Origin of the sequence: Bradyrhizobium betae (assembly GCF_008932115.1) — a bacterium.
Classification (GTDB): domain Bacteria; phylum Pseudomonadota; class Alphaproteobacteria; order Rhizobiales; family Xanthobacteraceae; genus Bradyrhizobium; species Bradyrhizobium betae.
Genome location: NZ_CP044543.1, coordinates 5,700,625 through 5,721,971, shown reverse-complemented (window position 1 = coordinate 5,721,971; position 21,347 = coordinate 5,700,625). Strand labels below are relative to the sequence as shown.

Sequence of the window (21,347 nt, the reverse complement as noted above, 5' to 3'; positions counted from 1 at the left end):
CTAGCTGGGTTGGGCTGTGGTCGAAGTCGCCTCGCGTGGCGCGCGCAGGGCGATATAGATCGCGGGAATCACCAGCACGGTGAGCAGCGTTGACGAGGCAAGCCCGAACAGGAGCGAGATCGCCAATCCCTGAAAGATCGGATCGAGCAGGATGGTCGCGGCGCCGATCATGGCCGCAAGTGCGGTGAGCAGAATTGGCTTGAAGCGGACCGCGCCGGCCTCCAGCACCACCTCGCGAAGCGACTTGCCGTCTCCGCCGCTGTGCCTGATGAAGTCGACCAGCAGGATCGAGTTGCGCACGATGATGCCGGCCAGCGCGATGAAGCCGATCATCGACGTCGCCGTGAACGGCGCGGACAGCAGCCAATGTCCGACGAGGATACCGATCAAGGTGAGCGGGATCGGCGTCAGGATGACGAGCGGCAAACGGAAGCTCTTGAACTGGGCGACGACCAGCACGTAGATGCCAAGGATGGCCGCGCCGAAGGCCGCGCCCATGTCGCGGAAGGTCACCCATGTGATTTCCCATTCGCCGTCCCACAACACCGTCGGACGCGACTCATCGACCGGCTGTCCGTGCAGACTGATCGCCGGCTTCGGCAGATTGCCCCAATCATGGGCATCGACGCGGTCGGCTACCGCAAGCATGCCGTAGAGCGGCGCCTCGAAGCGCCCGGCAAGCTCGGCCATCACCATGTCGGCGAAACGCCCGTCACGGCGGAAGATCGTCGGCGAGCCCTCCTCCAGCGTCGCTTTCACGACCTGGCCAAGTTCGACCACCGTCTTGCTGCCGGGCACCGTGTTGGCGGGTACCGGCGTCGAGGCAAGCGCCTCGTCCCAGACCAGGTCGCGCTTGCCGAGATGTACCGCGATCTCGATCGGGTTGCGGTCCTCGCCGCGATGCGAGTAGCCGATCGAAATGCCTCCGAACAGCGCCTGGATGGTGTCGTAGACGTCGCGCTGCTCGACGCCGAAGAACTCGAGCCGGTCCTGGTCGATCGAGAGCCGCAGCCGCGGCCGCTTCTCCCCGATCGAATCGTCGATATCGACGATGAACGGCACTTCCGCGAAGACCTTCTTGAGCTCGGCCGTCACCGCGCGGCGGGTAGCCGCATCGGGACCATAAACCTCGGCAAGCAGCGTCGAAAGCACCGGCGGCCCGGGCGGCACTTCAACCACCTTGATGCTGGTGCCCTTGGGCGGATCGAGCACCTTCAGCTTCTCGCGCAGCTCGAGCGCGATCTCATGGCTCGCACGCTTGCGCTCGCCACGCGCAGCCAGGTTCACCTGCACTTCACCGAGCTCGGGCCTCTCCCGCAGGTAATAGTGCCGCACGAGGCCGTTGAAATTGAAGGGAGCCGGTGTGCCGGCGTAGGATTGCAACGAGGTGACCTCCGGCAATTGCCGGGCGATCTCGGCAGCACCGAACAAGGTGCGCTCGGTCGCCTCCAGGCTTGCCCCTTCCGGCAGATCGACGACCACGGCGATCTCGGACTTGTTATCGAACGGCAGAAGCTTGACGGTCACCGACTTGGTTGCAAACAGCGTCATCGACAACAGCGTCGCGATGCCGACGCCAAGCAGAAATATCCAGGCAGAACGCCTGCTGCGCACGATCGGCGTGGCAAAGCGTCGGTAGAGCTGGCCCAGGCGTCCTTCATCATGCGCCGCACGCGCGGACGTCATTTCGCCCTTCGGCGCCAGCTTGAGCATCAGCCACGGCGCGACCACCATGGCGACAAAGAAAGAAAACAGCATCGCCGCTGAAGCGTTGGCAGGAATCGGCGCCATGTAAGGGCCCATCAGCCCCGACACGAACAGCATCGGCAACAGCGCCGCGACCACGGTCAGCGTCGCGACGACGGTCGGGTTGCCGACCTCCGCAACGGCCTCGATGGTCGCCTGCAGGCGCGGCCGGCCGTCGCGCATGGCCCAGTGCCTCGCTATGTTCTCGACGACGACGATGGCGTCGTCGACGAGGATGCCGATCGAGAAGATCAGCGCGAACAGGCTGACGCGATTGATGGTGTAGCCCATCAGGTTGGCGGCGAACATCGTCAGCAGGATCGTCGTCGGGATCACGACGAAGGTCACCAACGCTTCGCGCCAGCCGATCGCGATCGCGATCAGGACGACGATCGAGACCGTCGCGAGCCCGAGGTGGAACAGGAGTTCGTTGGCCTTCTCGTTGGCGGTCTCGCCGTAGTCGCGGGTCACCGTCACCTGGACATCCTCGGGGATGAGACGCCCCTTCAATCCCTCCAGGCGGTGATTGATGTCGGCAGACACAACCACCGCATTGGCGCCGGCGCGCTTGGCGAGTGCGAGGCTGACCGCGGGCACCCGGGCCCACTGCCCCTTCTCGTCCCGCGCATCGTTCCAGACCCGGTGCTCGATCGTATTCGGACCGATGATGACGCTCGCCACGTCCTTGACGTAGACCGGCCGTCCGTCACGGGTCGAGATCAGGAGCAGGCCGATATCGGGAATGCCTGCGAGCGTCTGGCCTGCGGCGACATTGCGAACGATGCCCGCATCACGGACCTGGCCGGCCAGGAAGGAGCGATTGGCGTCCTTAACCTTGGCCACGAGCTGCTGCAGTGTGACGCCGAACAGCGATAATTTTTCGGAATCTGGCTCGACCCTGATCTGCTGCGCCGCCCCGCCGGAAATGTAGGTCAAGCCGATACTGTCGACCTTCACGAGCTCCGAGCGAAGCTTGTCGGCAAGCTCAAACAGATCCTTGTCGGTCCAGCGTTCGGCGGCTTCCGGCTTCGGCGAAAGCGTCAAGACGGTCACGGCAACGTCATTGATGCCGCGGCCGACGATCGAGGGCTCGGGAATTCCAACCGGGATGCGATCGAGATTGGCTCGAATCTTCTCATGGACGCGGAGAATCGCGTCCTCTGCCTTGGTGCCCACCAGAAACCGCGCTGTGACCATCACCCGGTCGTCCTCGGTCTGGCTGTAGACATGCTCGATGCCGTCGATGCCCTTGACGATTGCCTCGAGCGGCTTGGTGACGAGCTCGACCGCGTCGGGTCCGCGCAAGCCGTCGGCGTTGACGCGGATATCGACCATCGGAACGCTGATCTGCGGCTCCTCCTCGCGCGGAATCACGATAACCGCGATCAGGCCGACGACGAACGCTGCGATCAGAAACAACGGCGTTAGCGGCGAGCCGATCGTCGCCTTGGTGAGCCTACCCGAGAGACCGAGGTTCACGGCCGCACCAACTGGTCGCCGGCGCGAATGCCGGATAGGATTTCAAGTCCGTCGGGAAGCGCGGGCGTCGGCAATTCCGAGCCGCGCTGCACCGGCACGTCAATCACTCCTCCGGCCTTTTGCAGCCGCACGTAGTCGATGCCGAACCGGGTCGTCACGTAGCTTGCCGGAACGATGAAAGCCGGCCGGGTGCCACCGGAGATCCACACCCGCAGCCGATCGCCGACGAAATATTCGCCGATCCCTTCGACGGTCGCGTCCGCGATGACGCGCCCTTCCTCGATCAGCGGATAGACGAGATCGACAACTCCCCATTTGGCGGCTTCGCCGCCGAGCTCCGCGCCGTCGACGCGAACCTTGTCGCCAGCCTTGAGACGACGCGCATGGCGCTCCGGCACCCGCAACCGCAATTTGAAGTTCTGCTGCGCGACCGTGACGATGGGATCACCTGGCAATACGACAGAACCAACGGTGATGAGCCTCTTCAGTACGCGTCCTTCTGTCGGTGCAAGGACCTGACCCTGGTTGAGCTGCTCGTTGATCACGGCACGCTCGGCGGTCCTGGCGCGCAGGCCGTTCTCCGCCACGTTCAGCGCGGTCCGGGCCTCGTCGAGCTTGACGCGCGGAAGCGTGCCGCGCTCGACCAGACCTTCAATCCGAGTGAAATCGATCTGCGCCTGGTTGGCCTGCGCCTGCAGCGCCTCGATCTGCGCATCCAGGGACTTCATCTGCAAGCCGAGCTTCTCGTCTCCGATGGTCGCAATCGCCTGCCCTGCGGTCACGCGATCCCCTTCCCTGACGTGGAGCTGGACCACGGTTCCGCCGATGCGCCCGCGCGCCGGTACCACGCTGATGCTTTCGACAGTGGCAAAGACGGCCTTTTCGTCGGCGACGACGTGCGGCGCCACCGTCAGCGTTTCCGCCGTCGCGAGACTGGCCTGCAAGGTAGCGGCCGCCAGCGCGACCAGAAATCCAAAGGCCCGCATAGGGTCTATCCGCATAATCATGGAACTGTCACACCGGTGTACGGTGTGCCTCTGTCATGTCGTCGGTTTTATCCGGCGGGGTGTTGATCTCGCTCAATGCGCCGCCACGCGATCGCTCGCAGATTTCATTTCGTCCTTGCGGATTTCGGCGCGCAAAACACTCCGTAAAGCGTCTTCAGCACCTCACGCGCCGGCTCGCTTGCGATCGAATAGAAGATCGTCTGCGCGTCCCGGCGAGAGGATACGAGACCATCCCTGCGCAGGAGCGCAAGATGCTGGGAGACCGTCGAATCCCGAAGGCTCAGGAATTCGGCCAGTTCACCGACCGACCGTTCGCCGTCGATCAACTGGCAGATGATCAACAGCCGGTGCCGATTGGAGAGCGACTTCAGCAGCTCGCTCGCCTGATCGGCCGCCTGTTCCATGACTTCGCCGTTTATGACTTCGCTATTTATTTTCATACTTGCGTATATACGCAATTACGAATATAAGGTCAAGCACAGAACGGCCGGACTGAACCGGTGATCGATACTCAACGGAGGACCCCATGGCGGAAATCGTCGTAATCGGAGCCGGACTTAGCGGAACGCTGATGGCCTATGAATTGCTGCCACAGTTGAGAACGGAAGATCGCCTGAGCGTGATCTCGCAGGGCGCCGTCTATCACTTCGTTCCGTCGAATCCCTGGGTGGCAATCGGCTGGCGCAAGCAAAACGAGATCGAGATCGATCTCGAAGAGATCATGAAGCGCAAGGGTATTCGCCTGCTGACGCAGGGCGCCAAGCGCGTGCATCCGGCCGAGAATCGCATCGATCTCGCCGACGGCACCTCGATCGACTACGACTATCTGATCGTCGCAACAGGTCCCGAGCTGGCCTTTGACGAAATCCCGGGCCTGGGTCCACAGGGCCACACGCAATCGATCTGTCATGTGGATCACGCCTCGCGCGCCAACGAAGCGTTTGAAAAGCTCGCAGCCAATCCCGGCCCTGTCGTGATCGGCGCGGTCCAGGGCGCTTCCTGCTTTGGGCCCGCCTACGAGTTCCTCTTCATCCTGGAAACCGAGCTGCGCCGCCGCAAGCTGCGGGACAAGGTGCCGATGACCTTCGTCACTTCGGAGCCCTATATCGGCCATCTCGGGTTGGACGGTGTCGGTGACACCAAGGGCCTGCTCGAGGCTGAGATGCGGGAGAAGCACATCAAATGGATCACCAACGCGCGCGTGGACAGCGTCGGGCCCGGCATGATGTCAGTGGAGGAATTGGCCGAGAACGGCACGGCCCACAAGGCGCACGACCTGCCCTTTGCCTATTCGATGATGCTGCCCGCCTTTCGCGGTGTCGAGGCGGTCCGCGGCGTCGAAAAGCTGACCAATCCGCGCGGCTTCGTGATCGTGGACAAGCACCAGCGTAACCCCACCTACCAGAATGTATTCGCCGTGGGGGTTTGCGTGGCTATCGCGCCGGTCGGGGCGACGGCAGTACCAGTCGGCGTGCCGAAGACCGGCTTCATGATCGAGTCCATGGTAACGGCGACTGCGATGAACATTGGCGCCCTGCTTCGCGGCACGGAGCCCAAGACGGAGCCGACGTTGAACGCGATTTGTCTTGCGGACTTCGGCGACTCCGGCGTCGCGTTCCTCGCGCAGCCGCAGATCCCGCCGCGGAACGTTAGCTGGTCGTCGAAGGGCGAGTGGGTCCACTACGCGAAGGTGGCCTTCGAGAAATACTTCATCCGCAAGATGCGGAGGGGCGAAAGCGAGCCGTTCTATGAACGCTTCGTGCTCGACAGGCTGAACATCGCCAAGATCAGGGAGGTTCGCACTGGCAAATGAGTGAGACATGCCAGATCGTTTGCGGGCATTGCGGGCGGACCAACCGCCTGCCCGCCGAGCGCGCGCCGGAAGCCGCACGGTGCGGTGTATGCCATCAGGCGCTTTTCACCGGTCATCCGATTGAGGTCGACGAGGAAGGTTTTCAGCGTCACGTCGCGAACAACGAGATTCCGGTCCTGGTCGATGTATGGGCACCATGGTGCGGGCCCTGCCGCGCCATGGCACCGATGTACGAGCGCGCTGCGCGTGAGCTCGAGCCGAAGGTTCGGTTGCTCAAGCTCAACTCCGACAACACGCCGAACCTCTCGTCGCGCCTCAACATCACGGGTATTCCCACCCTGCTGCTGATGCGCGGCGGCCGGGAAGTCGCCCGCCACGCCGGCGCGATGGATGCGCGCAGCATCGTCGCCTGGACCCAGGCTGGCCTGACAGATTCTTAAGACCGTAACCCTTCAATAGGAGCATGCCATGAATGTCGACAAAGCCGTTCTCGCCTTCGCAGGTTTCGTTGTCCTGCTCGGACTCGCACTGGGCACCTACGTGAATGCATACTGGTACCTGCTGACGGCGTTTGCCGGGGTGAACATGTTGCAGGCCTCGTTCACGGGCTTCTGTCCCGCTGCGATCGTGTTCAAGAAGCTGGGCCTGCGCGGTGGCTGCGCGTTCTCGTGAACCCGTACAGAGAAAACCACCCAATTCGACGGAGACAGCCATGACCTATCACTTCTCGAAGACGGTCGACCTGCCGTTCGACGCCGCGGTTGCGGCCACGATCGAAGCGTTGAAGCACCATGGCTTCGGCGTGCTCACCCAAATCGACGTGAAGGACACCCTGAACAAGAAACTCGGGGTCGAGTTTCAGCCATATCTCATCCTCGGGGCATGCAATCCCAAGCTCGCCTATGAGGCGCTGACCGTCGAGGACAAGATCGGCACGATGCTTCCCTGCAACGTCGTGGTTCAGCAACGCGAGCGCGGCAAAGTGGAGATTTCGGCAGTGGATCCCGTCGCTTCGATGACGGCGATCGAAAATCCGAAGCTCGGCGCCGTCGCCGGTCAGGTTCGCGAGTTGCTGAAGCAAGTCGTCGCCGAGATTGCCTGAGACCGTTCGCACAGATTGCATAGGCCGACCATGACCGACGACACCTTCATCCAGGGACCGCTCTACGAGAAGCGGAGGAAGGTCTATCCGCAGTCCGTCCATGGTCGGTTCCGCCGCATCAAATGGGCGATCCTCTGCGTCACGCTCGGGGCCTATTATCTCCTGCCGTTCGTGCGCTGGAACCGCGGGCCCGGCCTGCCGGACCAGGCGGTGCTGATCGACTTGCCGCATCGGCGCTTCTACTTCTTCTTCATCGAGCTGTGGCCGCAGGAGGTCTACTATTTCACCGGCCTGCTGATCATCGCCGCGATGACGCTGTTCCTGATGAATGCCGTCGCCGGCCGGCTGTGGTGCGGCTACATGTGTCCGCAGACGGTGTGGACCGACCTGTTCTACGCGGTCGAGCGCTGGGTCGAGGGCGACCGGCGCGAGCGCATGCAGGGCGACAAGCGCTACTGGACGTTCGATCACATCCGGAAGGTCGCGCTGAAGCACTTCCTCTGGATCATGATCGCCTGGTGGACCGGCGGCGCCTGGGTGCTGTATTTCGCGGACGCGCCGACGCTGGTGAAGGAGCTCGCCACCTTCCAGGCGCCGTTCATCGCCTATCTGTGGATCGGCATCCTCACCGCCACGACCTATGTCTTTGCCGGTCATGCCCGCGAGCAGATGTGCATCTACATGTGTCCGTGGCCGCGCATCCAGGCGGCGCTGACCGACGAATGGGCGCTCAACGTCACCTATCGCCTCGACCGCGGCGAGCCGCGCATGTCGGTCAAGAAGGCGGATGCCGCCCGCGCGCACGGCGATCCCGCCGGTGACTGCGTCGATTGCCACCAATGCATCAATGTCTGTCCGACCGGCGTGGACATTCGCCATGGAATCCAGCTCGGCTGCATCCAGTGCGGCCTGTGCATCGATGCCTGCGACAACGTCATGGGCGAGATCGGCCGGCCCGCCGGCCTGATCGGCTACGACACCGACATCAACATGCAGCGCCGGCGCGAGGGCAAGGCGCCGATCTACCGCATCATCCGTCCGCGCACGCTGATCTATGCCGCGGCCATCGCCGTCGTCGGCAGCATCATGCTCTACAAGCTCGCCACGCGCGCGACGATGGACGTCAGCGTGCTGCATGAGCGCAATCCCCTCTTCGTCCAGCTCTCGGATGGCGGGGTGCGCAACGACTACACCGTCCGCATCCTCAACAAGGGCGCGCAGCGATCGTTTGCACTCGAGGTCTCCGGACTGCCCGGCGCAATCAGTCGCGTCGCCGGTGTCGAAAACAGCCCCGGCGGCAAGCCGATCATCGAGGTCGGACAGGATCAGACCCGCGAGGTCAGGCTGTCGGTGCAGGTCGGCCCCGGCGACCTGCCGAAGGCCTCGCGTGACATCGACATTGCCATCACCGACACCGACACCGCCGGCGGCGGCCGCGCGAGCGCACGCGATCATTTCGTGCCGGGCGACTAGCAGCACTCACAGTCCATTCACCCTCCGGCGGCAGGCGCCGGAGGGTGAATGAGACGTTAATACTACCGCTCGAATTAAAGCGGCGCCCCAACGGTATTTTCCAATCTTTGCGCTAGACAAGGCCGTGCAACACGGGCCTTGGCCCGCGTGAACGGGGACGACGGGACGTGGTCGATATCGCGCATGAGGCTGCGATCAATCCGGCATCGGCAAGAGATGCCGCGGCGGCGCGCGCGCTCGTCCCACTCAGCTCCATCGACCCGGGCCAATGGCGCGCGCTGGCGCAGCGCGCGATCGAGCCGAACGGATATTACCTGCCGGGCTGGGAGCTCGCCGTCAGCGCCACCGCGCGCGGCCGCACGGACGCCTCGGCGCTGGCCGCATCCGACGGATCTTCGTCGCGGCTGATCGGACTGATGCCGGTGATCTCGCTGTGGCGCGCCTGCAGGATCCCCCTGCCCGCGCTGGTGAGCGCGCATCCCTATGGCACGCTGTGCAGCCCCCTCATCGACCGCGACGCCCCGATCGAGGCCGCCACGCGTCTGTTGCAGCAGGCGCGCGCCGCCGGAGCCCATGCGCTCGTGCTGAACGACGTCGCGCTTGACGGTGCGGCGATGAATGCGCTCAGCCAGGCTCTCGATCGCGACGGCCTGAAGCCGCGCGTACTATCCTCCTACATCCGCGCCAGCCTCGATGCGACGCGGGATGGCGAGACGCTGCTGCGCGAGGCGCTCGGCGCCAGGCGACTCAAGGAGCTCCGCCGTCAGCGCCATCGCCTCGAAGAGCACGGTCCCGTCACGTTCGAGGCTGCGCGCAGGCCCGAAGAGATCCGTTCCGCACTCGAAACATTCCTGCAGCTCGAGGCCAGTGGCTGGAAGGGCAAGCGCGGCACCGCGCTGATCCAGCACGCGGGCGATGCGACCTTCATCCGCCGCGCCGTGCCGGCACTCGCCGAGACCGCGCAATGCGAAATCAACACGCTACGCGCCGGTGCCACGCCGGTGGCCGCCGGAATCGTGCTGCGCCACCAGGACCGCGCCTTCTTTTTCAAGCTCGGCATTGACGAAAATTTCGCGAAATATTCGCCGGGCGTGCAGCTCACGCTCGAGCTCACCCGCCATCTCTGCGCCGATCCCGCCATCGCCAGCGCGGACTCCACCGCGAGCGCCGATCACCCCATGATCAACCCGATCTGGCGCGGACGCTTTGCCATCGGTGACGTGCTGATCCCGCTGCGGCGGAACGATCCGGTCGTCGCCTTGATTCACGCGGCACTGACCGGCCTCAACGTCGCCCACGAGGCTGCGCGACGCGTGGTCCGTCGGCTCCGCAAATAGACTACTCCGCCGCCTGCGCGTTGATCTCCGCCGAGACCTCACGAATGGCGCGGGCGAGCAGGTTCGGATCCTGCGCGCCTGATACGGCGTATTTCTGCGCGAACACGTAAGTGGGTACGCCGGAGATGCCCTTCTCGGCGGCTTCCTGCGCATCCGCAGTGACGCGTGCGACGTCCTCGTCGGTGGCGAGGCGCTTGCGCACGTCGTCGGCATCGAGGCCGATATCGGCTGCGGCCTGCACCAGCACGTTGACGTCGGTCAGGTCGCCGCCGTCGCGGAAGTAGAGCTCCATGAGGCGCTGCTTCATCTCGGGTGCCTTGCCGATCGCTTCGGCCCAGAGGATCAGGCGGTGGCAATCGGTCGTGTTGGGCTGGCGCGCGACCAGCTCGGGCCGGTAGACGAGGCCCTCTTCGCTCGCCGCCCCGACCACGCGCCCGGCAATGCCCTTGTAGGCCTCGACCGAGCCGAACTTCTGGGTGAGATACGCCTCGCGGCTGATGCCTTCGCGCGGCACCCAGGGATTGAGGAAGAAGGGACGGAAATTGAGCTTGACGGGAACGTCGGGCACGAGCGCCAGCGCGCTCTCGATGCGATGCTTGCCGATATAGCACCAGGGGCACACCACGTCGGAGACGACATCGATCTGGAGCGGTTTCAGCGTGCTCATGAGCGCCTCCTTCGGGCGATGCGGGTTTGCCCCAAGATAAGCCGAACGGGCGCTGAGGCAAGAGCACTGGATGAGGGCGCTAGCTCATGGCTGCCGCCATCTGCTTCAGCCGCCCGGCGGTGCGCTCATCCGCCGGAAAGAATGTCTCCAGCGCCAGTTCGGACAGGGTGATGTCGACCGGGGTGCCGAACACCATGGTGGTGGAGAAGAAACTAAGTATCTCACCGCCAAGACGCAGCTTGAAGGGGATCGCGACATTGTCGCTGGGCAGCGGCGCCGAGCGCGCCGGAATCGGATAACTTTTGAGGTCGGTGTAGAGCTTGACGAGTTCGGGATCGGCCGTCGCCTCGCATTGCCGGTGCAACCGTTCCAGCAGGTGTCCGCACCATTCCGCCAGATTGACCGTGCGCGGCGCCAAGGCCTCGGGATGAAACGCGAGCCGCAGCACGTTGACGGGCTGGCCGAGCAGGCGCTGCGGAATGCCGTCGAGCAGCGGCGCCAACATGCGGTTGGCCGCAACCAGATTCCAGTGCCGGTCATAAGCCAGCGCCGGATTGGGCTCGTGCGCTCTGAGAACGAGGTCGATCGCCTGACGGGCTGATGTCAAGGCGGGATCCTCCAGCGGGCGCTGCGGAAACACCGGCGCGTAGCCGGCCGCGACCAGCAGCACGTTGCGTTCGCGCAAGGGCACGTCGAGGCGCTCGGCCAGTCTCAGCACCATCTCGCGCGAGGGCGCGGCACGGCCGGTCTCGACGAAGCTCAGATGTCGCGCGGAGATCTCGGCCTCGCCGGCGAGATCGAGCTGGCTCATGCGGCGGCGCTGCCGCCATTCGCGCAAATGATCGCCGATATGAACCGGCTGGCTGTGTTCGGCGCGTGCCGTGGATGCATGAGCGGTCATGACGGAAAACCTAGCATGCGGATTTCACCCGTTCCATTACCCCGAGGTAATCGAATTCGGTCTCGGCCCAGCGCATCTTCATTCGCAACGGAAGATGCATCGAGTTCACCCCAAGCCCAACCAACCATGGAGACCCACGATGATTGACGCATCCACCTTCCTGCGCCGCGCGCTCCTTGCCGACGCGATGTTCAGCGGCGTCGCCGCCCTCGGCTTCACGTTCGGCGCAGGCGCGTTCGCGACGCTGTTCAATCTGCCCGAAGCGCTGCTGCGCGAGACCGGGCTGTTCCTGATCGCCTACACTGCGCTGGTCGGCTGGCTCGCCGCGCGCTCAGCGGTGCCGAAGCCGCTCGTGCTGCTGGTCGTGGTCGGCAATGCGGCCTGGACGGTTGGCAGCATTGCGCTGCTGCTTTCGGGCGCAGTGTCGCCGAACATCGGCGGCGAACTGATGGTGGTCGCGCAAGCCATCGCGACCGGCGTGTTCGCGGAGCTGCAATATGTGGGCTTGCGCAAGAGCGGCGGTGTCGTGACGGCGTGATCCTCCCGCGCTCCAGACGCGCCGCAACGCTCCTGGCGTTGCGGCGCGGAGCCGGGACGCCCGTTCACAACACTGTCATTGCGGCCTGTCGACCTGTTTGCCTGCCTCAACTGGGCCTCTCGCGCATGTTGTTGTACGATCGGTGGAGCAGTTGCCCGGCCGCCAGGAGGAATTGACATGACCAACGTCGTATTCAACCGCCGCAACCTCCTCCTCGCCGCCGGCGGTTCCGTTCTCGCAACCGGGGTCTCGGGGCTGCTGTTGCCCGCGCGCGCGGACGGCCTCGCGCCGACCGATTCAATGTCGGGCGGGTCGAACAACTACCGCAAGGGCGCGCCGATCGTTGACCTTATCGGAAAGGGCGGCTTCTGGATGAGCGGCACGGTGCGCCGCGCAGGCGACGGGGCGCCGCTTGCCGGGCAGCGCATCCAGATCTGGGCGCACACGACCGAAGGACAGGAGCACGAGCCGCAGAGCCATGGCGCCACGCTCACCGACAAGAACGGAGCGTTCCGGCTCGAGATGCCGCAGATCATTCCCGTCTTCGGCCAGCCGCACGGTCACCTCGCCTATGACAGCGGTGAATTCAAAACCGTCTTCCTGCGGCCGGTGATGCGCAGTGCAAAGGAAACGAGCCTGGAGGCCCACTTCGTCCTTCAGCCGGCCTGACCGGATTGGGACCACGGGAATGAGATGGGCGAAGGTGCCCCTGATCTGGGCCGCCCTTGCAGCAGCCGTTGGCGTGCCGATCGCCGCGGCAGCGATGAGCCCGCTGCTCGCATGGCGCGGTCCGGTCTATGTTCTGGCCGGGTTTGCAGGGATTGTTGCGCTGGGTCTCGTGCTGGTTCAGCCACTGCTGATCGGCGGATATTTGCCGCCGCTGTCGACTTATCGCGGACGCCGCGCCCATCACTGGATCGGAGGCGCGCTGCTCGTGGCCGTGGTGATCCATGTCGCCGGCCTCTGGTTCACCAGTCCGCCCGATATGATCGACGCCCTGACCTTCTCGTCGCCGACGCCGTTCTCCCCCTTTGGCGTGATCGCCATGTGGGCCATCTTCGTTGTCGCGCTCCTGGCTACCCTGCGCCGGCGATTGGGGCTGCGGCTGCGAACGTGGCGCATCGCTCACATCCCCCTCGCGATCGTCATCGTCATCGGCAGTGTCGTCCATTGCCTGCTGATCGAGGGAACGATGGAGACGGTGTCGAAGGCGGCGCTTTGCGCACTGGTCCTCGCGGCGACCATCAAGGTCATGGCTGACCTGTGGGTGCGGAGAAAGCCAAGACCATTGGCTGGAGAGAGCAGCGCGCCACAGTGATCGCCGCTGCGATGTCCGTTTTCGGTCCGCAGGAAACACGACAAGCCTGATCACCAGATCAGAGCTTACGAAGGCTCGCCGTCATTGAGGATGGGCCGGAGTTCGTCGATGTCGATCTGTCTGCCGTCCATGTCCCGGATCGACACGTCTTCGGGCCCGCTCTTCATGTCGTCATACAGCTGGAGCGCTGCGGGCAGCGTGGATGCGACGATCAGAAACGATCCCGATTTCACTTGGTATGGCATAGGTAGAATATGCCCGTTCTCAGGGAATTTGAATGTTCAAAAGTGAACGTAGGCGGTGGCCGCCTCAGAGTTCCCAGGGCAAGGTTCCCAAGGCTCTGGAACCAGCTGTTCCAATCGGAATGATGATCGTGACGCCCGCGGGCTCATGACCAGCTTCCTGTCCGAGACCGGAAAATGTCGAGACTGCGCCGCTTCTGCGTAAGCAGTGACCGACAGCAGCTACGCCTTCGCCCGGCCGACCTTGCCGCCGAAACGCTTGCCGTTCAGCTTCTTCTTTTTCGCGAGCGCGCCCTTCGCGCCGGCCTTCAGCGCCTTACGCTCCGCGCGGGCTTTCACCTTGGCGCGTTCGGCGCGCGCCTCTGCGCGCAGCTTCTTGCGCTTCTTCTCGCACGACTCGCACTTGCAGCCGATCGGCTTCAGATAGGCTTTGAAATAATCGGTGCCGTAATCGTAGTTGATCTCGTCGCCCGGCTCGATGTTCCTGATGGCGCGGATGAAGACCTTGCGCTCGCGCGGCCGGACGTCGGATTCGGCGTTGGGCCGGCAGGAATGGTTGATGTAGCGGGCGAGGTTCTTGCGCACCGAACCGTCGATGGTCCAGCGGTTGTTGAGCTCGAACAGATACTTGTTCTCGATCTCGTCATGCGCGGGAATCTTGGAGTCCAGAATCGGTCCGAAATAACGGATGATCCGGGTCCCCTTCTTGATCGGCATGGTGGCGAACAGGCCGAGGCCGGTCTTGGAACGGCCGACACGATAGGATTTGCTGGAAGCGATGGCTGGCATGATCGAGAAAAATGAGGACGCAAACGAGGCCCGATGCCTCAAGCGAAGCCGCTCTTCTAGAACGATTCCTCGGCGCTGTCAGGTCTATCCCGCCCCTGTTTGAACCTTGCCCACAATGAAGACGTCTGATGGTACGGAGTTCCGCTGCATCAGGGCGTCATCATGAGGCGTATTGCGTTCATTTGCCTGGCCGGGCTGCTTGCCTGCTCGAACGCGGGTGATGCCGACGCCCAATCGCTGGGCAGCACCAATGAACTTGCCCGCAAGGCGGCTGACGAGGTCGCCCGCGGCTTCAACTGCGACGAGGACGAGGTGCAGGTCATCGGCACCAGCGGCCGCGCGGTCGAGCTCGCGACGCGGCGCTAGGCCTGCGCCCAGCCCGGAAAGCTATGCCGGCAGCTTCCCGCTCATGGGCGCCGTCAGCATCGCCTCGAACAGGCGTTCGGGCGTGGTCCCCTCGGGCAGCCGCCCCATGATGTCCTCAAGCCGCCCGTCGAGCAGCAGCATCGTGAAACCGTGCACCATCGACCAAGCGCGCGCGATCGCAGCGCCCTGGTTCAGCGTCAGCGAGTCCTCGCTGATCTGCTCCTGCCGCATCATGCCGATGGCGTTGGCAAGCCCGGCGAAGGAAGCCTCGGCCGCCTCGTGCAGCGACGGCCGGGAATAGTCGAGGCGTTCGGTGCGGAACATGATGCCGTACATGCCGGGATGGGCCTGCGCATAGGCGACATAGGCCTTCGGCCGCGCCAGCGCGCGCGCGAGCGGCGTGGTGGCTGTATCGCACGCCGACGCCATCGCCGCGTTGAAATGGCGGAAGCCGACGGCTGCGAGCTCGCTGAGCAGGCCGGTGAGATCGCCGAAATGATGGGTGGGGGCGGCGTGCGACACGCCCGCCTCGCGCGCCACCGCGCGCAATGTCAGGCCGGAAAGCCCGTCGCGCTCCAGCACCCGCTCGGCCGCCTGCAGCAACGCCTCGCGCAGGGCGCCGTGATGATAAGGCGTCTCGGTCTTCGCGGTGCGGGGCGGCGCCGACGATGCCGAGGATGTTTTCTTCGAAGTGCGCGGGCGGCGCACCGTTTCTGACTTGGCCATGGACCCAGCTATATGACGCAATATTGACAGTGTAAAGATTTCGCTTGACCGGCGCCGCGATCGGCTCTATTTGATCTTTACGATGTAAAGATAGACGGAGGGATACGCTGTGCAGCAGGCCGCCGCCACCGAGCGCCGCAACAATCTCGGACCGATTCCGTTCGAGGCCGACGCGCCTTTCCTCAAGATCGTCGGCGAACTGCCACGCGAGCTGAACGGCACGCTCTATCGCAACGGCCCCAATCCGCAGTTCGACGCGCCCGGCGCGCACTGGTTCGTCGGCGACGGCATGCTGCACGCCTTCCACCTCGAGAACGGCCGCGCCAGCTATCGCAACCGCTGGGTCCGCACGCCGAAATGGCTGGCCGAGCACGATGCCGGCCGCGCGCTGTTCGGCGGCTTCGGCCGCAAGCTGCCGGATGCGCCGCAAAACCTCACCGACGGCGGCGTCGCCAACACCAACATCATCTTCCATGCCGGCAAGCTGCTCGCGCTGGAAGAAGCGCATCTGCCGACCGAGATCGAGCCGGGCACGCTGGCAACGCGCGGCTATCACAATTATCACGGCCGCGTCGCCGGCAGTTTTACCGCGCATCCAAAGACGGATCCCGTGACCGGCGAGCTCGTGTTCTTCGGCTACAACGCAGCGGGGCCGCTGACGCCTGCCCTCTCCTGGGGATCGATCGATGTAACAGGCAAGGCGACGCGGTTCGAACGCTTCGAGGCGCCCTATGCCAGCATGGTGCACGACTTCATCGTCACCGAGAACCATGTGCTGTTTCCGATCCTCCCCATCACCGGCAGCATGGAGCGCGCGATGAGCGGACGGCCGCCTTATGCCTGGGAGCCGGACAAGGGCGCCTATGTCGGCGTGATGAAGCGCAACGGCGCGGCCAAGGACATCGTCTGGTTTCGTGCCGAGGCCTGCTACGTCTTCCACGTCATGAATGCGTGGGAGGACGATGGCCGCATCGTCGCCGACGTCATGCAGTTCGAGGAAGCGCCGCTGTTTCCACATCCCGACGGCCGGCCGACCGATCCGGAGAAATCGCGCGCCCGCCACTGCCGCTGGACGTTCGATCTCTCCGGCAATACCGACCGCTTCCAGCAGACTTATCTCGACGATCTCACCGGCGAATTCCCCCGCATCGACGATCGTCGCGCCGGGCTGAAGAGCCATCACGGCTGGTACGCCTGCGCCAATCCGAAACTGCCGATGTTCGGCGCGCTGTCAGGCGTCGTGCATGTCGACGGCAACGGCAAGCGGCTCGGCCAATACCTGCTGCCGGCCGGCGACACGATCTCCGAGCCGGTGTTCGTCGAACGCGCGAAGGATGCAGCCGAAGGCGACGGCTGGCTGCTCGCGGTCGTCTGGCGCGCGCGGGAAAACCGCAGCGACCTCGCCGTTTTCAACGCCACCGATATCGAGGCGGGCCCGGTCGCGCTGGTGCAGCTCGGCCATCGCGTCCCGGATGGCTTTCACGGCAATTGGGTGGGAGCGGCGTAGCTCTCCCCTCGTCATTCCGGGGCGCGCGTTAGCGCGAACCCGGAATCCATTTTGCCGCACGTCTGACGCCCGATGGATCCTGCGATGTGCAATTGCGCATCGCAGCTCGACGCTGCGCGTCGCCCCGGAATGACAGAACAGAAGAGGAGCTTCCCATGTACCTGCCCTCGATCACCGATTTCCTCGCCATCTTCGCCCTCGCCTGCGCCGCGCTCGCGTTCCCGACGATCCTGCTGCGGCGGAGCAGCCACGCCCTCTTCGACGGCGGCATCCTGCTCGCCATCGGCCTCCTGATCGCCGCCGGACTGCCGGTCCTGTCACGCCTGCCCTGGGCGGAATTCGCCCAGGAGGCGTCCGAGCAAGCCGTTGCGGCACTTCACTTTTTGGAGGTCACTTACGTCATTTTGACACTGTAAAGATTTTGCTTGACCCGCCGGACCGGCTCGACTATCTATCTTGACATTGTAAAGATCAGCCAGACCGAGGCCATCCATGGCGATTTTCCTGATCCTCGCGCCCTACGGTGCCTACTCTTTCCTGATGCTGGTGACGTCGGCCACTGCAAGCGTGTTCGCAGCGTCCGCGATCTGCCTCGCCACCATCGCGATCGACGTTGCGCGCGGCCGCTCCGTGAAGATCCTGGCCGCGGGCTCGGCGATCGTCTTCGCAGCCATCGGCCTCACCCTCGCGCTGGTCGATCCCGCGCTCGGCACGCTCGGCGTCAAGCTGTCGGTCGATATCGGCATCTTCGTGATCTCGCTCGGCTCGATGCTGGTTCGCCGTCCCTTCACGCTGCAATATGCGGTCGAGGCGGTCCCGGCCGAGACCGCGGCGATGCCCGGCTTCCTCACTGCCAACTACATCATCACGGGTGCCTGGACCGCGGCCGCGCTGTTGATGACGGCAGCGAACATCGTGCTGCTCTACTTCCCCGGCCTGCCGGTCTGGTCGGGCCTCGCGGTCGCCTTCGCCGCCCGCAACACCGCGATCTATTTCACGAAGTGGTATCCTGAATATTGCCAGATCAAATACGGTAAGCCATTGGCCGCGATCGCCCACTCTCATTGATGACAGGACAGACGATGAAAGACGTATTCCGCCGGCTCGTCTCTGATTTCCTCTCCACCATCGTCTTCCTGGTGATTTATCTGGCGACCGACAACGTCATCCTCGCAACGACGGTCGCCATCCTCGGCGCCATCGGCCAGGTGGTCTGGGCGCGGATCAAGGGCCAGACGCTCGGCTACATGACCTGGGCAAGCCTCGGCCTCGTCATCGTGCTCGGTGGCGCGACGCTGCTCACCAACGACCCGCGCTTCGTGCTGGCTAAGCCTGCCATCGGACACATCGCGATCGGCATCATCATGCTCAAGCGCGGCTGGATGCTGCGCTATCTGCCGGCGATCGTGACCGAGACCATTCCGAAATACGTCACCGTCGCGGGCTACGCCTGGGCCGTGCTGATGTTCGTACTTGCCGCAGGCACCGTCGCCGTCGCCATGACGGGCGACATGAAGCTGTGGGTCTTCTATATTTCCGTGGTCCTGGTCGGCGCCAAGATCGCCGCGTTCGCCGTCCAGTACGTTGCCTTCCGCTTGCTCGTCGGCAGCCGCATTCGCAGCGCCCGCGCGTGAGGGCGCGGCAAAGAGAGCGTTAGGCAGGCCACGCGAGTTGGGCTATAGGCCTTCTGGCTCAGCCTGCGGATTGTCGCCGGCTGCCGGGAAAAAGTTGGGAGATGCGAATGGCCGTGGACGGCAACTGGACTCTGACCATGACGACGCCCATGGGCGAGCGCACGACCACGCTGAGCCTGAAGGCCGCGGGCGGCACGCTCACGGGCACGCAGAGTGCGGAGGGTAACTCCTCGGAGATCTTCGACGGCACCGTCAGCGGCGACAACGTCTCCTGGAAGGTCTCGATCGACAAGCCGATGCCGCTCACGGTCGAATTCAGCGGCACCGTCGCCGGCGACAGCATCAGCGGCGAGATGGGTATTGGCCCGATGGGCAGCTTCCCGTTCACAGGCGCCCGCGCGTAAGCCCGCTGCGAACCGTGCGCGTGCTCCGTCTCATCGCGGCGGCGATCCTGTGCCTCGCGACACAGGCTGTGCGCGCGGATGACACCGAACCGGCGTGGCGCGCAAGCGCGCTCGCCCTGGTGCCTGCGGGCTATGTCCCAGGCCTCGCCTACCGGACCGATGGGGCGACCGGCTACCTCGCCATTGATCCCGCCACGTCGAACGATCCGAAGACCCCGGCAAGCGTGTTCGCCGCGCGCCAGACGCTCGTGGTCACGCTCACGCCGGAAGCGACGCGTGCGGTCTCGGCCGAGCTGAAGCCCCGCACCGGGCCGGATCCCGATAACGACGACACCGATTTCGCCCGGCTGCACGCCGATCTCGCCGCCAGGCGCGCAACGCTCCCTGGTGGCACCGAGCCCTGCGATCTCGGCGCCTGGTCCATCGACAAGGATCCAGCTGGCCTCAACGTGCGCGCCGAGCCGTCGGCGAAGGCCCGCGTGCTCGGCACGCTGCCGCCGCCCTACCGGCTCAAGCTCGGCGGCGCCGAGAACACGCCGGATGGCGGCTGGCTCACCGAATTTCGCATCATCGGCTTCAGGGACGGCTGGTTTCTGATCGAAGGTGCCAAGCCGCCGGGCAAGGATTACGAGGACGAGAAGCGCTATCCGCGCAACGCGCCGAAACCCTATGCGGGTCGCGGCTGGGTCGACTCCAACAAGGTCGGTGCCGCCTACGCCAACGGCGCCACCCGCATGGGCGGACTGTTTCAGGCGCCCTTCGTCGATGCCAAATCGATGCCGGCCCAGCGCGAGCTCGGCGGCGCGATCGACACCGACGGCGGCCCAAAGCGCATCTTCGCCTGCAGCGGCCTCTGGGGCCTGGTCGAGAGCCAGGACGGCGTGCGCGGCTGGTGGCGCGGTCTGTGCTCCTACCATGTCACGAATTGCAGTTAGCTATCCGATCTCCCCGCCCTGCGGGCCGTAGGGCAATCGCACATGCTTTCTGGCTACCACTGAGCAAGCGCCTCGTCCTTCGAGACGACCGCTTCGCGGTCTCCTCAGGATGAGGCTGAACTACGTCGGCGTCCCAGAAACTGCAGCCGCATACTCCGCCCTCATCCTTGTAACTCGCCAAAGACCGGTCGGCGATCTAGGCTTGGCCGTTCGGCTGCAGATGGGAGACCGTCTCATTCTAGGGCCGCAAAGCCCGTCCCTCAGCTCGGCTCCCCATCTGCAAGTCCGTTGAACCCGAACAGTCGCGTGGGCCGCCTGGCGAGCCCGGTTGCGCAAGGAGGGGTGCCGATGGAATTGTCATTCGTGGGAATCGATGTCTCCAAGGACCGCCTGGACGTTCACGTACGTCCGAGCGGAGAAATGTTCGCTGTCACGCGAGACGGCAAAGGGCTCGAGAGCCTCGTCGAACGGCTGTTAGAGCTGAAACCCACTTTGGTCGCGGTGGAGGCGACCGGAGGTTTCGAAACCATTGTGGCTGCGGCCGTTGCCGGCGCTTCAATCCCGCTGGCGGTGGTCAATCCTGCCCAAATCCGCAACTTCGCCCAGGCGGCCGGCAAACGGGCGAAGACCGATCCGATCGACGCTGCCGTGATTGCTCACTTCGCGGATGCGCTCCGGCCGGAGCCGCGCGAGCTGCCTGACCAGGAAGCGCGCCTGCTGGCCGAAATGGTCAGTCGCCGCCGGCAGATCATCGAGATGAAGACCGCGGAAGGCCAGCGTGAGAAACGGGCAAGCAATGTCCGGATCCGCAAAGGTCTGCAGCGTCACATCGCCATGCTGCAGAAGGAGCTCGATGCCATCGACCGAGACATCGAGACCATGGTTCGTGGCTCGCCGGTCTGGCGCGCCAAGGAGGATCTTCTCGCCTCGGTGCCTGGGATAGGAAACATCGTCGCCAGAACTCTGCTCGCCGAGCTGCCTGAACTTGGCCGGTTGAGCCGTCGGGAAATCGCCAGCCTCGCCGGCCTTGCGCCTTACACCCGGCAATCAGGCCGCTGGCGAGGCAAGAGCATGATCGGCGGCGGCCGAGCCAGCGTTCGCACAGTCCTCCACATGGCCGCCTTGGTGGCGAGCCGCTGCAACCTTGCCCTCAAGACTTTTTACCAGCGCCTCCTCAGCGCCGGAAAGCCGAAGATGGTTGCTCTGGTGGCAGTCGCCCGGAAGCTTCTCACCACCCTCAACGCCATCATCAGAGACAATAGACCATGGCAAAACGCTTGACTTCGAAGACAGTCGCTGAGGGCCCGCCAACGGCGGGCGTCTCGAAGGATGCGCCGCGGGGGGACAGCTTCAACAGCGATCG

General features: G+C 64.5%; 25 protein-coding genes. 17 read left to right on the top strand and 8 right to left on the bottom strand.

The features are described 5' to 3' along the window. The 3 genes from F8237_RS27440 to F8237_RS27430 form a co-directional block, all read right to left on the bottom strand. On the bottom strand, window positions 1-3,225 hold the full coding sequence (locus F8237_RS27440) for an efflux RND transporter permease subunit (RefSeq protein ID WP_151649341.1): 3,225 nt from the start codon (window positions 3,223-3,225) through the stop codon (window positions 1-3). Continuing rightward, window positions 3,222-4,211 carry an efflux RND transporter periplasmic adaptor subunit gene (locus F8237_RS27435; RefSeq protein ID WP_162006243.1) on the bottom strand — a complete coding sequence of 330 codons (990 nt, stop codon included), beginning with the start codon at window positions 4,209-4,211 and terminating at the stop codon, window positions 3,222-3,224. The genes F8237_RS27440 and F8237_RS27435 overlap by 4 nt, the downstream gene beginning before the upstream one ends. 125 nt (window positions 4,212-4,336) lie before the next feature. Further along, a complete protein-coding gene (locus tag F8237_RS27430; protein ID WP_162006242.1) occupies window positions 4,337-4,636 on the bottom strand; it encodes an ArsR/SmtB family transcription factor in 300 nt (99 codons plus the stop codon). A gap of 122 nt (window positions 4,637-4,758) precedes the next feature. Between F8237_RS27430 and F8237_RS27425 the strand changes: the two genes are divergently transcribed. From F8237_RS27425 to F8237_RS27400, 6 genes are all read left to right on the top strand, one after another. After that, window positions 4,759-6,045, top strand: a complete 1,287-nt coding sequence (locus F8237_RS27425) for an NAD(P)/FAD-dependent oxidoreductase (protein WP_151649339.1) — start codon at window positions 4,759-4,761, stop codon at window positions 6,043-6,045. After that, entirely contained in the window at window positions 6,042-6,485 is a 444-nt protein-coding gene (gene trxC, locus F8237_RS27420; protein ID WP_151649338.1) for a thioredoxin TrxC, read from the top strand. The genes F8237_RS27425 and trxC overlap by 4 nt, the downstream gene beginning before the upstream one ends. Before the next feature lie 28 nt (window positions 6,486-6,513). Then, the gene (locus F8237_RS27415) at window positions 6,514-6,717 is read left to right on the top strand and encodes a YgaP family membrane protein (RefSeq protein ID WP_151649337.1); all 204 of its coding nucleotides are present in this window, start codon (window positions 6,514-6,516) and stop codon (window positions 6,715-6,717) included. A gap of 40 nt (window positions 6,718-6,757) precedes the next feature. Next, window positions 6,758-7,147: a DUF302 domain-containing protein gene (locus F8237_RS27410; protein ID WP_151649336.1), complete on the top strand. Its 390-nt coding sequence runs from the start codon at window positions 6,758-6,760 to the stop codon at window positions 7,145-7,147. A 30-nt stretch (window positions 7,148-7,177) separates the two neighbouring features. Continuing rightward, entirely contained in the window at window positions 7,178-8,620 is a 1,443-nt protein-coding gene (gene ccoG / locus F8237_RS27405; RefSeq protein ID WP_151649335.1) for a cytochrome c oxidase accessory protein CcoG, read from the top strand. Window positions 8,621-8,787: 167 nt separating this feature from the next. Next, window positions 8,788-9,957 carry a GNAT family N-acetyltransferase gene (locus tag F8237_RS27400; RefSeq protein WP_151649334.1) on the top strand — a complete coding sequence of 390 codons (1,170 nt, stop codon included), beginning with the start codon at window positions 8,788-8,790 and terminating at the stop codon, window positions 9,955-9,957. A gap of 1 nt (window position 9,958) precedes the next feature. Here the strand turns inward: F8237_RS27400 and F8237_RS27395 are convergent, their stop codons facing one another. Further along, a complete protein-coding gene (locus tag F8237_RS27395; RefSeq protein ID WP_151649333.1) occupies window positions 9,959-10,624 on the bottom strand; it encodes a DsbA family oxidoreductase in 666 nt (221 codons plus the stop codon). Window positions 10,625-10,703: 79 nt separating this feature from the next. Continuing rightward, on the bottom strand, window positions 10,704-11,525 hold the full coding sequence (locus F8237_RS27390; RefSeq protein ID WP_151649332.1) for a helix-turn-helix domain-containing protein: 822 nt from the start codon (window positions 11,523-11,525) through the stop codon (window positions 10,704-10,706). A gap of 139 nt (window positions 11,526-11,664) precedes the next feature. Here F8237_RS27390 and F8237_RS27385 point away from each other — a divergent pair, with 139 nt between their 5' ends. From F8237_RS27385 to F8237_RS27375, 3 genes are all read left to right on the top strand, one after another. Continuing rightward, window positions 11,665-12,063 (top strand): hypothetical protein, encoded by a 399-nt coding sequence (locus F8237_RS27385; RefSeq protein WP_151649331.1) that lies wholly within the window; start codon window positions 11,665-11,667, stop codon window positions 12,061-12,063. A gap of 177 nt (window positions 12,064-12,240) precedes the next feature. Continuing rightward, window positions 12,241-12,732 carry a peptidase associated/transthyretin-like domain-containing protein gene (locus tag F8237_RS27380; RefSeq protein WP_151649330.1) on the top strand — a complete coding sequence of 164 codons (492 nt, stop codon included), beginning with the start codon at window positions 12,241-12,243 and terminating at the stop codon, window positions 12,730-12,732. A 19-nt stretch (window positions 12,733-12,751) separates the two neighbouring features. Beyond that, window positions 12,752-13,381, top strand: a complete 630-nt coding sequence (locus F8237_RS27375; RefSeq protein WP_151649329.1) for a ferric reductase-like transmembrane domain-containing protein — start codon at window positions 12,752-12,754, stop codon at window positions 13,379-13,381. Window positions 13,382-13,446: 65 nt separating this feature from the next. Here the strand turns inward: F8237_RS27375 and F8237_RS27370 are convergent, their stop codons facing one another. Together F8237_RS27370 and F8237_RS27365 are read right to left on the bottom strand one after the other, a co-directional pair. Then, window positions 13,447-13,626, bottom strand: coding sequence for a hypothetical protein (locus F8237_RS27370; protein ID WP_151649328.1), 180 nt, complete (start codon window positions 13,624-13,626; stop codon window positions 13,447-13,449). Window positions 13,627-13,845: 219 nt separating this feature from the next. Further along, window positions 13,846-14,412, bottom strand: coding sequence for an SET domain-containing protein (locus tag F8237_RS27365; RefSeq protein ID WP_151649327.1), 567 nt, complete (start codon window positions 14,410-14,412; stop codon window positions 13,846-13,848). Between the two features lie 162 nt (window positions 14,413-14,574). Between F8237_RS27365 and F8237_RS36490 the strand changes: the two genes are divergently transcribed. Continuing rightward, the gene (locus F8237_RS36490; protein ID WP_151649326.1) at window positions 14,575-14,778 is read left to right on the top strand and encodes a hypothetical protein; all 204 of its coding nucleotides are present in this window, start codon (window positions 14,575-14,577) and stop codon (window positions 14,776-14,778) included. Window positions 14,779-14,799: 21 nt separating this feature from the next. Here F8237_RS36490 and F8237_RS27355 read toward each other — a convergent pair whose 3' ends face one another. Continuing rightward, window positions 14,800-15,504, bottom strand: coding sequence for a TetR/AcrR family transcriptional regulator (locus F8237_RS27355; RefSeq protein ID WP_151649325.1), 705 nt, complete (start codon window positions 15,502-15,504; stop codon window positions 14,800-14,802). A 109-nt stretch (window positions 15,505-15,613) separates the two neighbouring features. Here F8237_RS27355 and F8237_RS27350 point away from each other — a divergent pair, with 109 nt between their 5' ends. The 7 genes from F8237_RS27350 to F8237_RS27320 all read left to right on the top strand — a co-directional run bounded on the left by F8237_RS27350 (window position 15,614) and on the right by F8237_RS27320 (window position 21,265). Then, window positions 15,614-17,011, top strand: a complete 1,398-nt coding sequence (locus F8237_RS27350) for a carotenoid oxygenase family protein (protein WP_151649324.1) — start codon at window positions 15,614-15,616, stop codon at window positions 17,009-17,011. Window positions 17,012-17,166: 155 nt separating this feature from the next. Beyond that, the gene (locus F8237_RS27345) at window positions 17,167-17,427 is read left to right on the top strand and encodes a hypothetical protein (protein ID WP_151649323.1); all 261 of its coding nucleotides are present in this window, start codon (window positions 17,167-17,169) and stop codon (window positions 17,425-17,427) included. Window positions 17,428-17,503: 76 nt separating this feature from the next. Then, window positions 17,504-18,079 carry a hypothetical protein gene (locus F8237_RS27340; protein ID WP_151649322.1) on the top strand — a complete coding sequence of 192 codons (576 nt, stop codon included), beginning with the start codon at window positions 17,504-17,506 and terminating at the stop codon, window positions 18,077-18,079. Window positions 18,080-18,093: 14 nt separating this feature from the next. Beyond that, window positions 18,094-18,645 (top strand): inner membrane-spanning protein YciB, encoded by a 552-nt coding sequence (locus tag F8237_RS27335; protein ID WP_151649321.1) that lies wholly within the window; start codon window positions 18,094-18,096, stop codon window positions 18,643-18,645. 107 nt (window positions 18,646-18,752) lie between these two features. After that, on the top strand, window positions 18,753-19,049 hold the full coding sequence (locus tag F8237_RS27330) for a hypothetical protein (RefSeq protein WP_151649320.1): 297 nt from the start codon (window positions 18,753-18,755) through the stop codon (window positions 19,047-19,049). A 14-nt stretch (window positions 19,050-19,063) separates the two neighbouring features. Then, window positions 19,064-19,984 carry an SH3 domain-containing protein gene (locus F8237_RS27325; RefSeq protein ID WP_151649319.1) on the top strand — a complete coding sequence of 307 codons (921 nt, stop codon included), beginning with the start codon at window positions 19,064-19,066 and terminating at the stop codon, window positions 19,982-19,984. 348 nt (window positions 19,985-20,332) lie between these two features. Continuing rightward, the gene (locus tag F8237_RS27320; protein WP_151650688.1) at window positions 20,333-21,265 is read left to right on the top strand and encodes an IS110 family RNA-guided transposase; all 933 of its coding nucleotides are present in this window, start codon (window positions 20,333-20,335) and stop codon (window positions 21,263-21,265) included. Window positions 21,266-21,347: the final 82 nt, after the last annotated feature.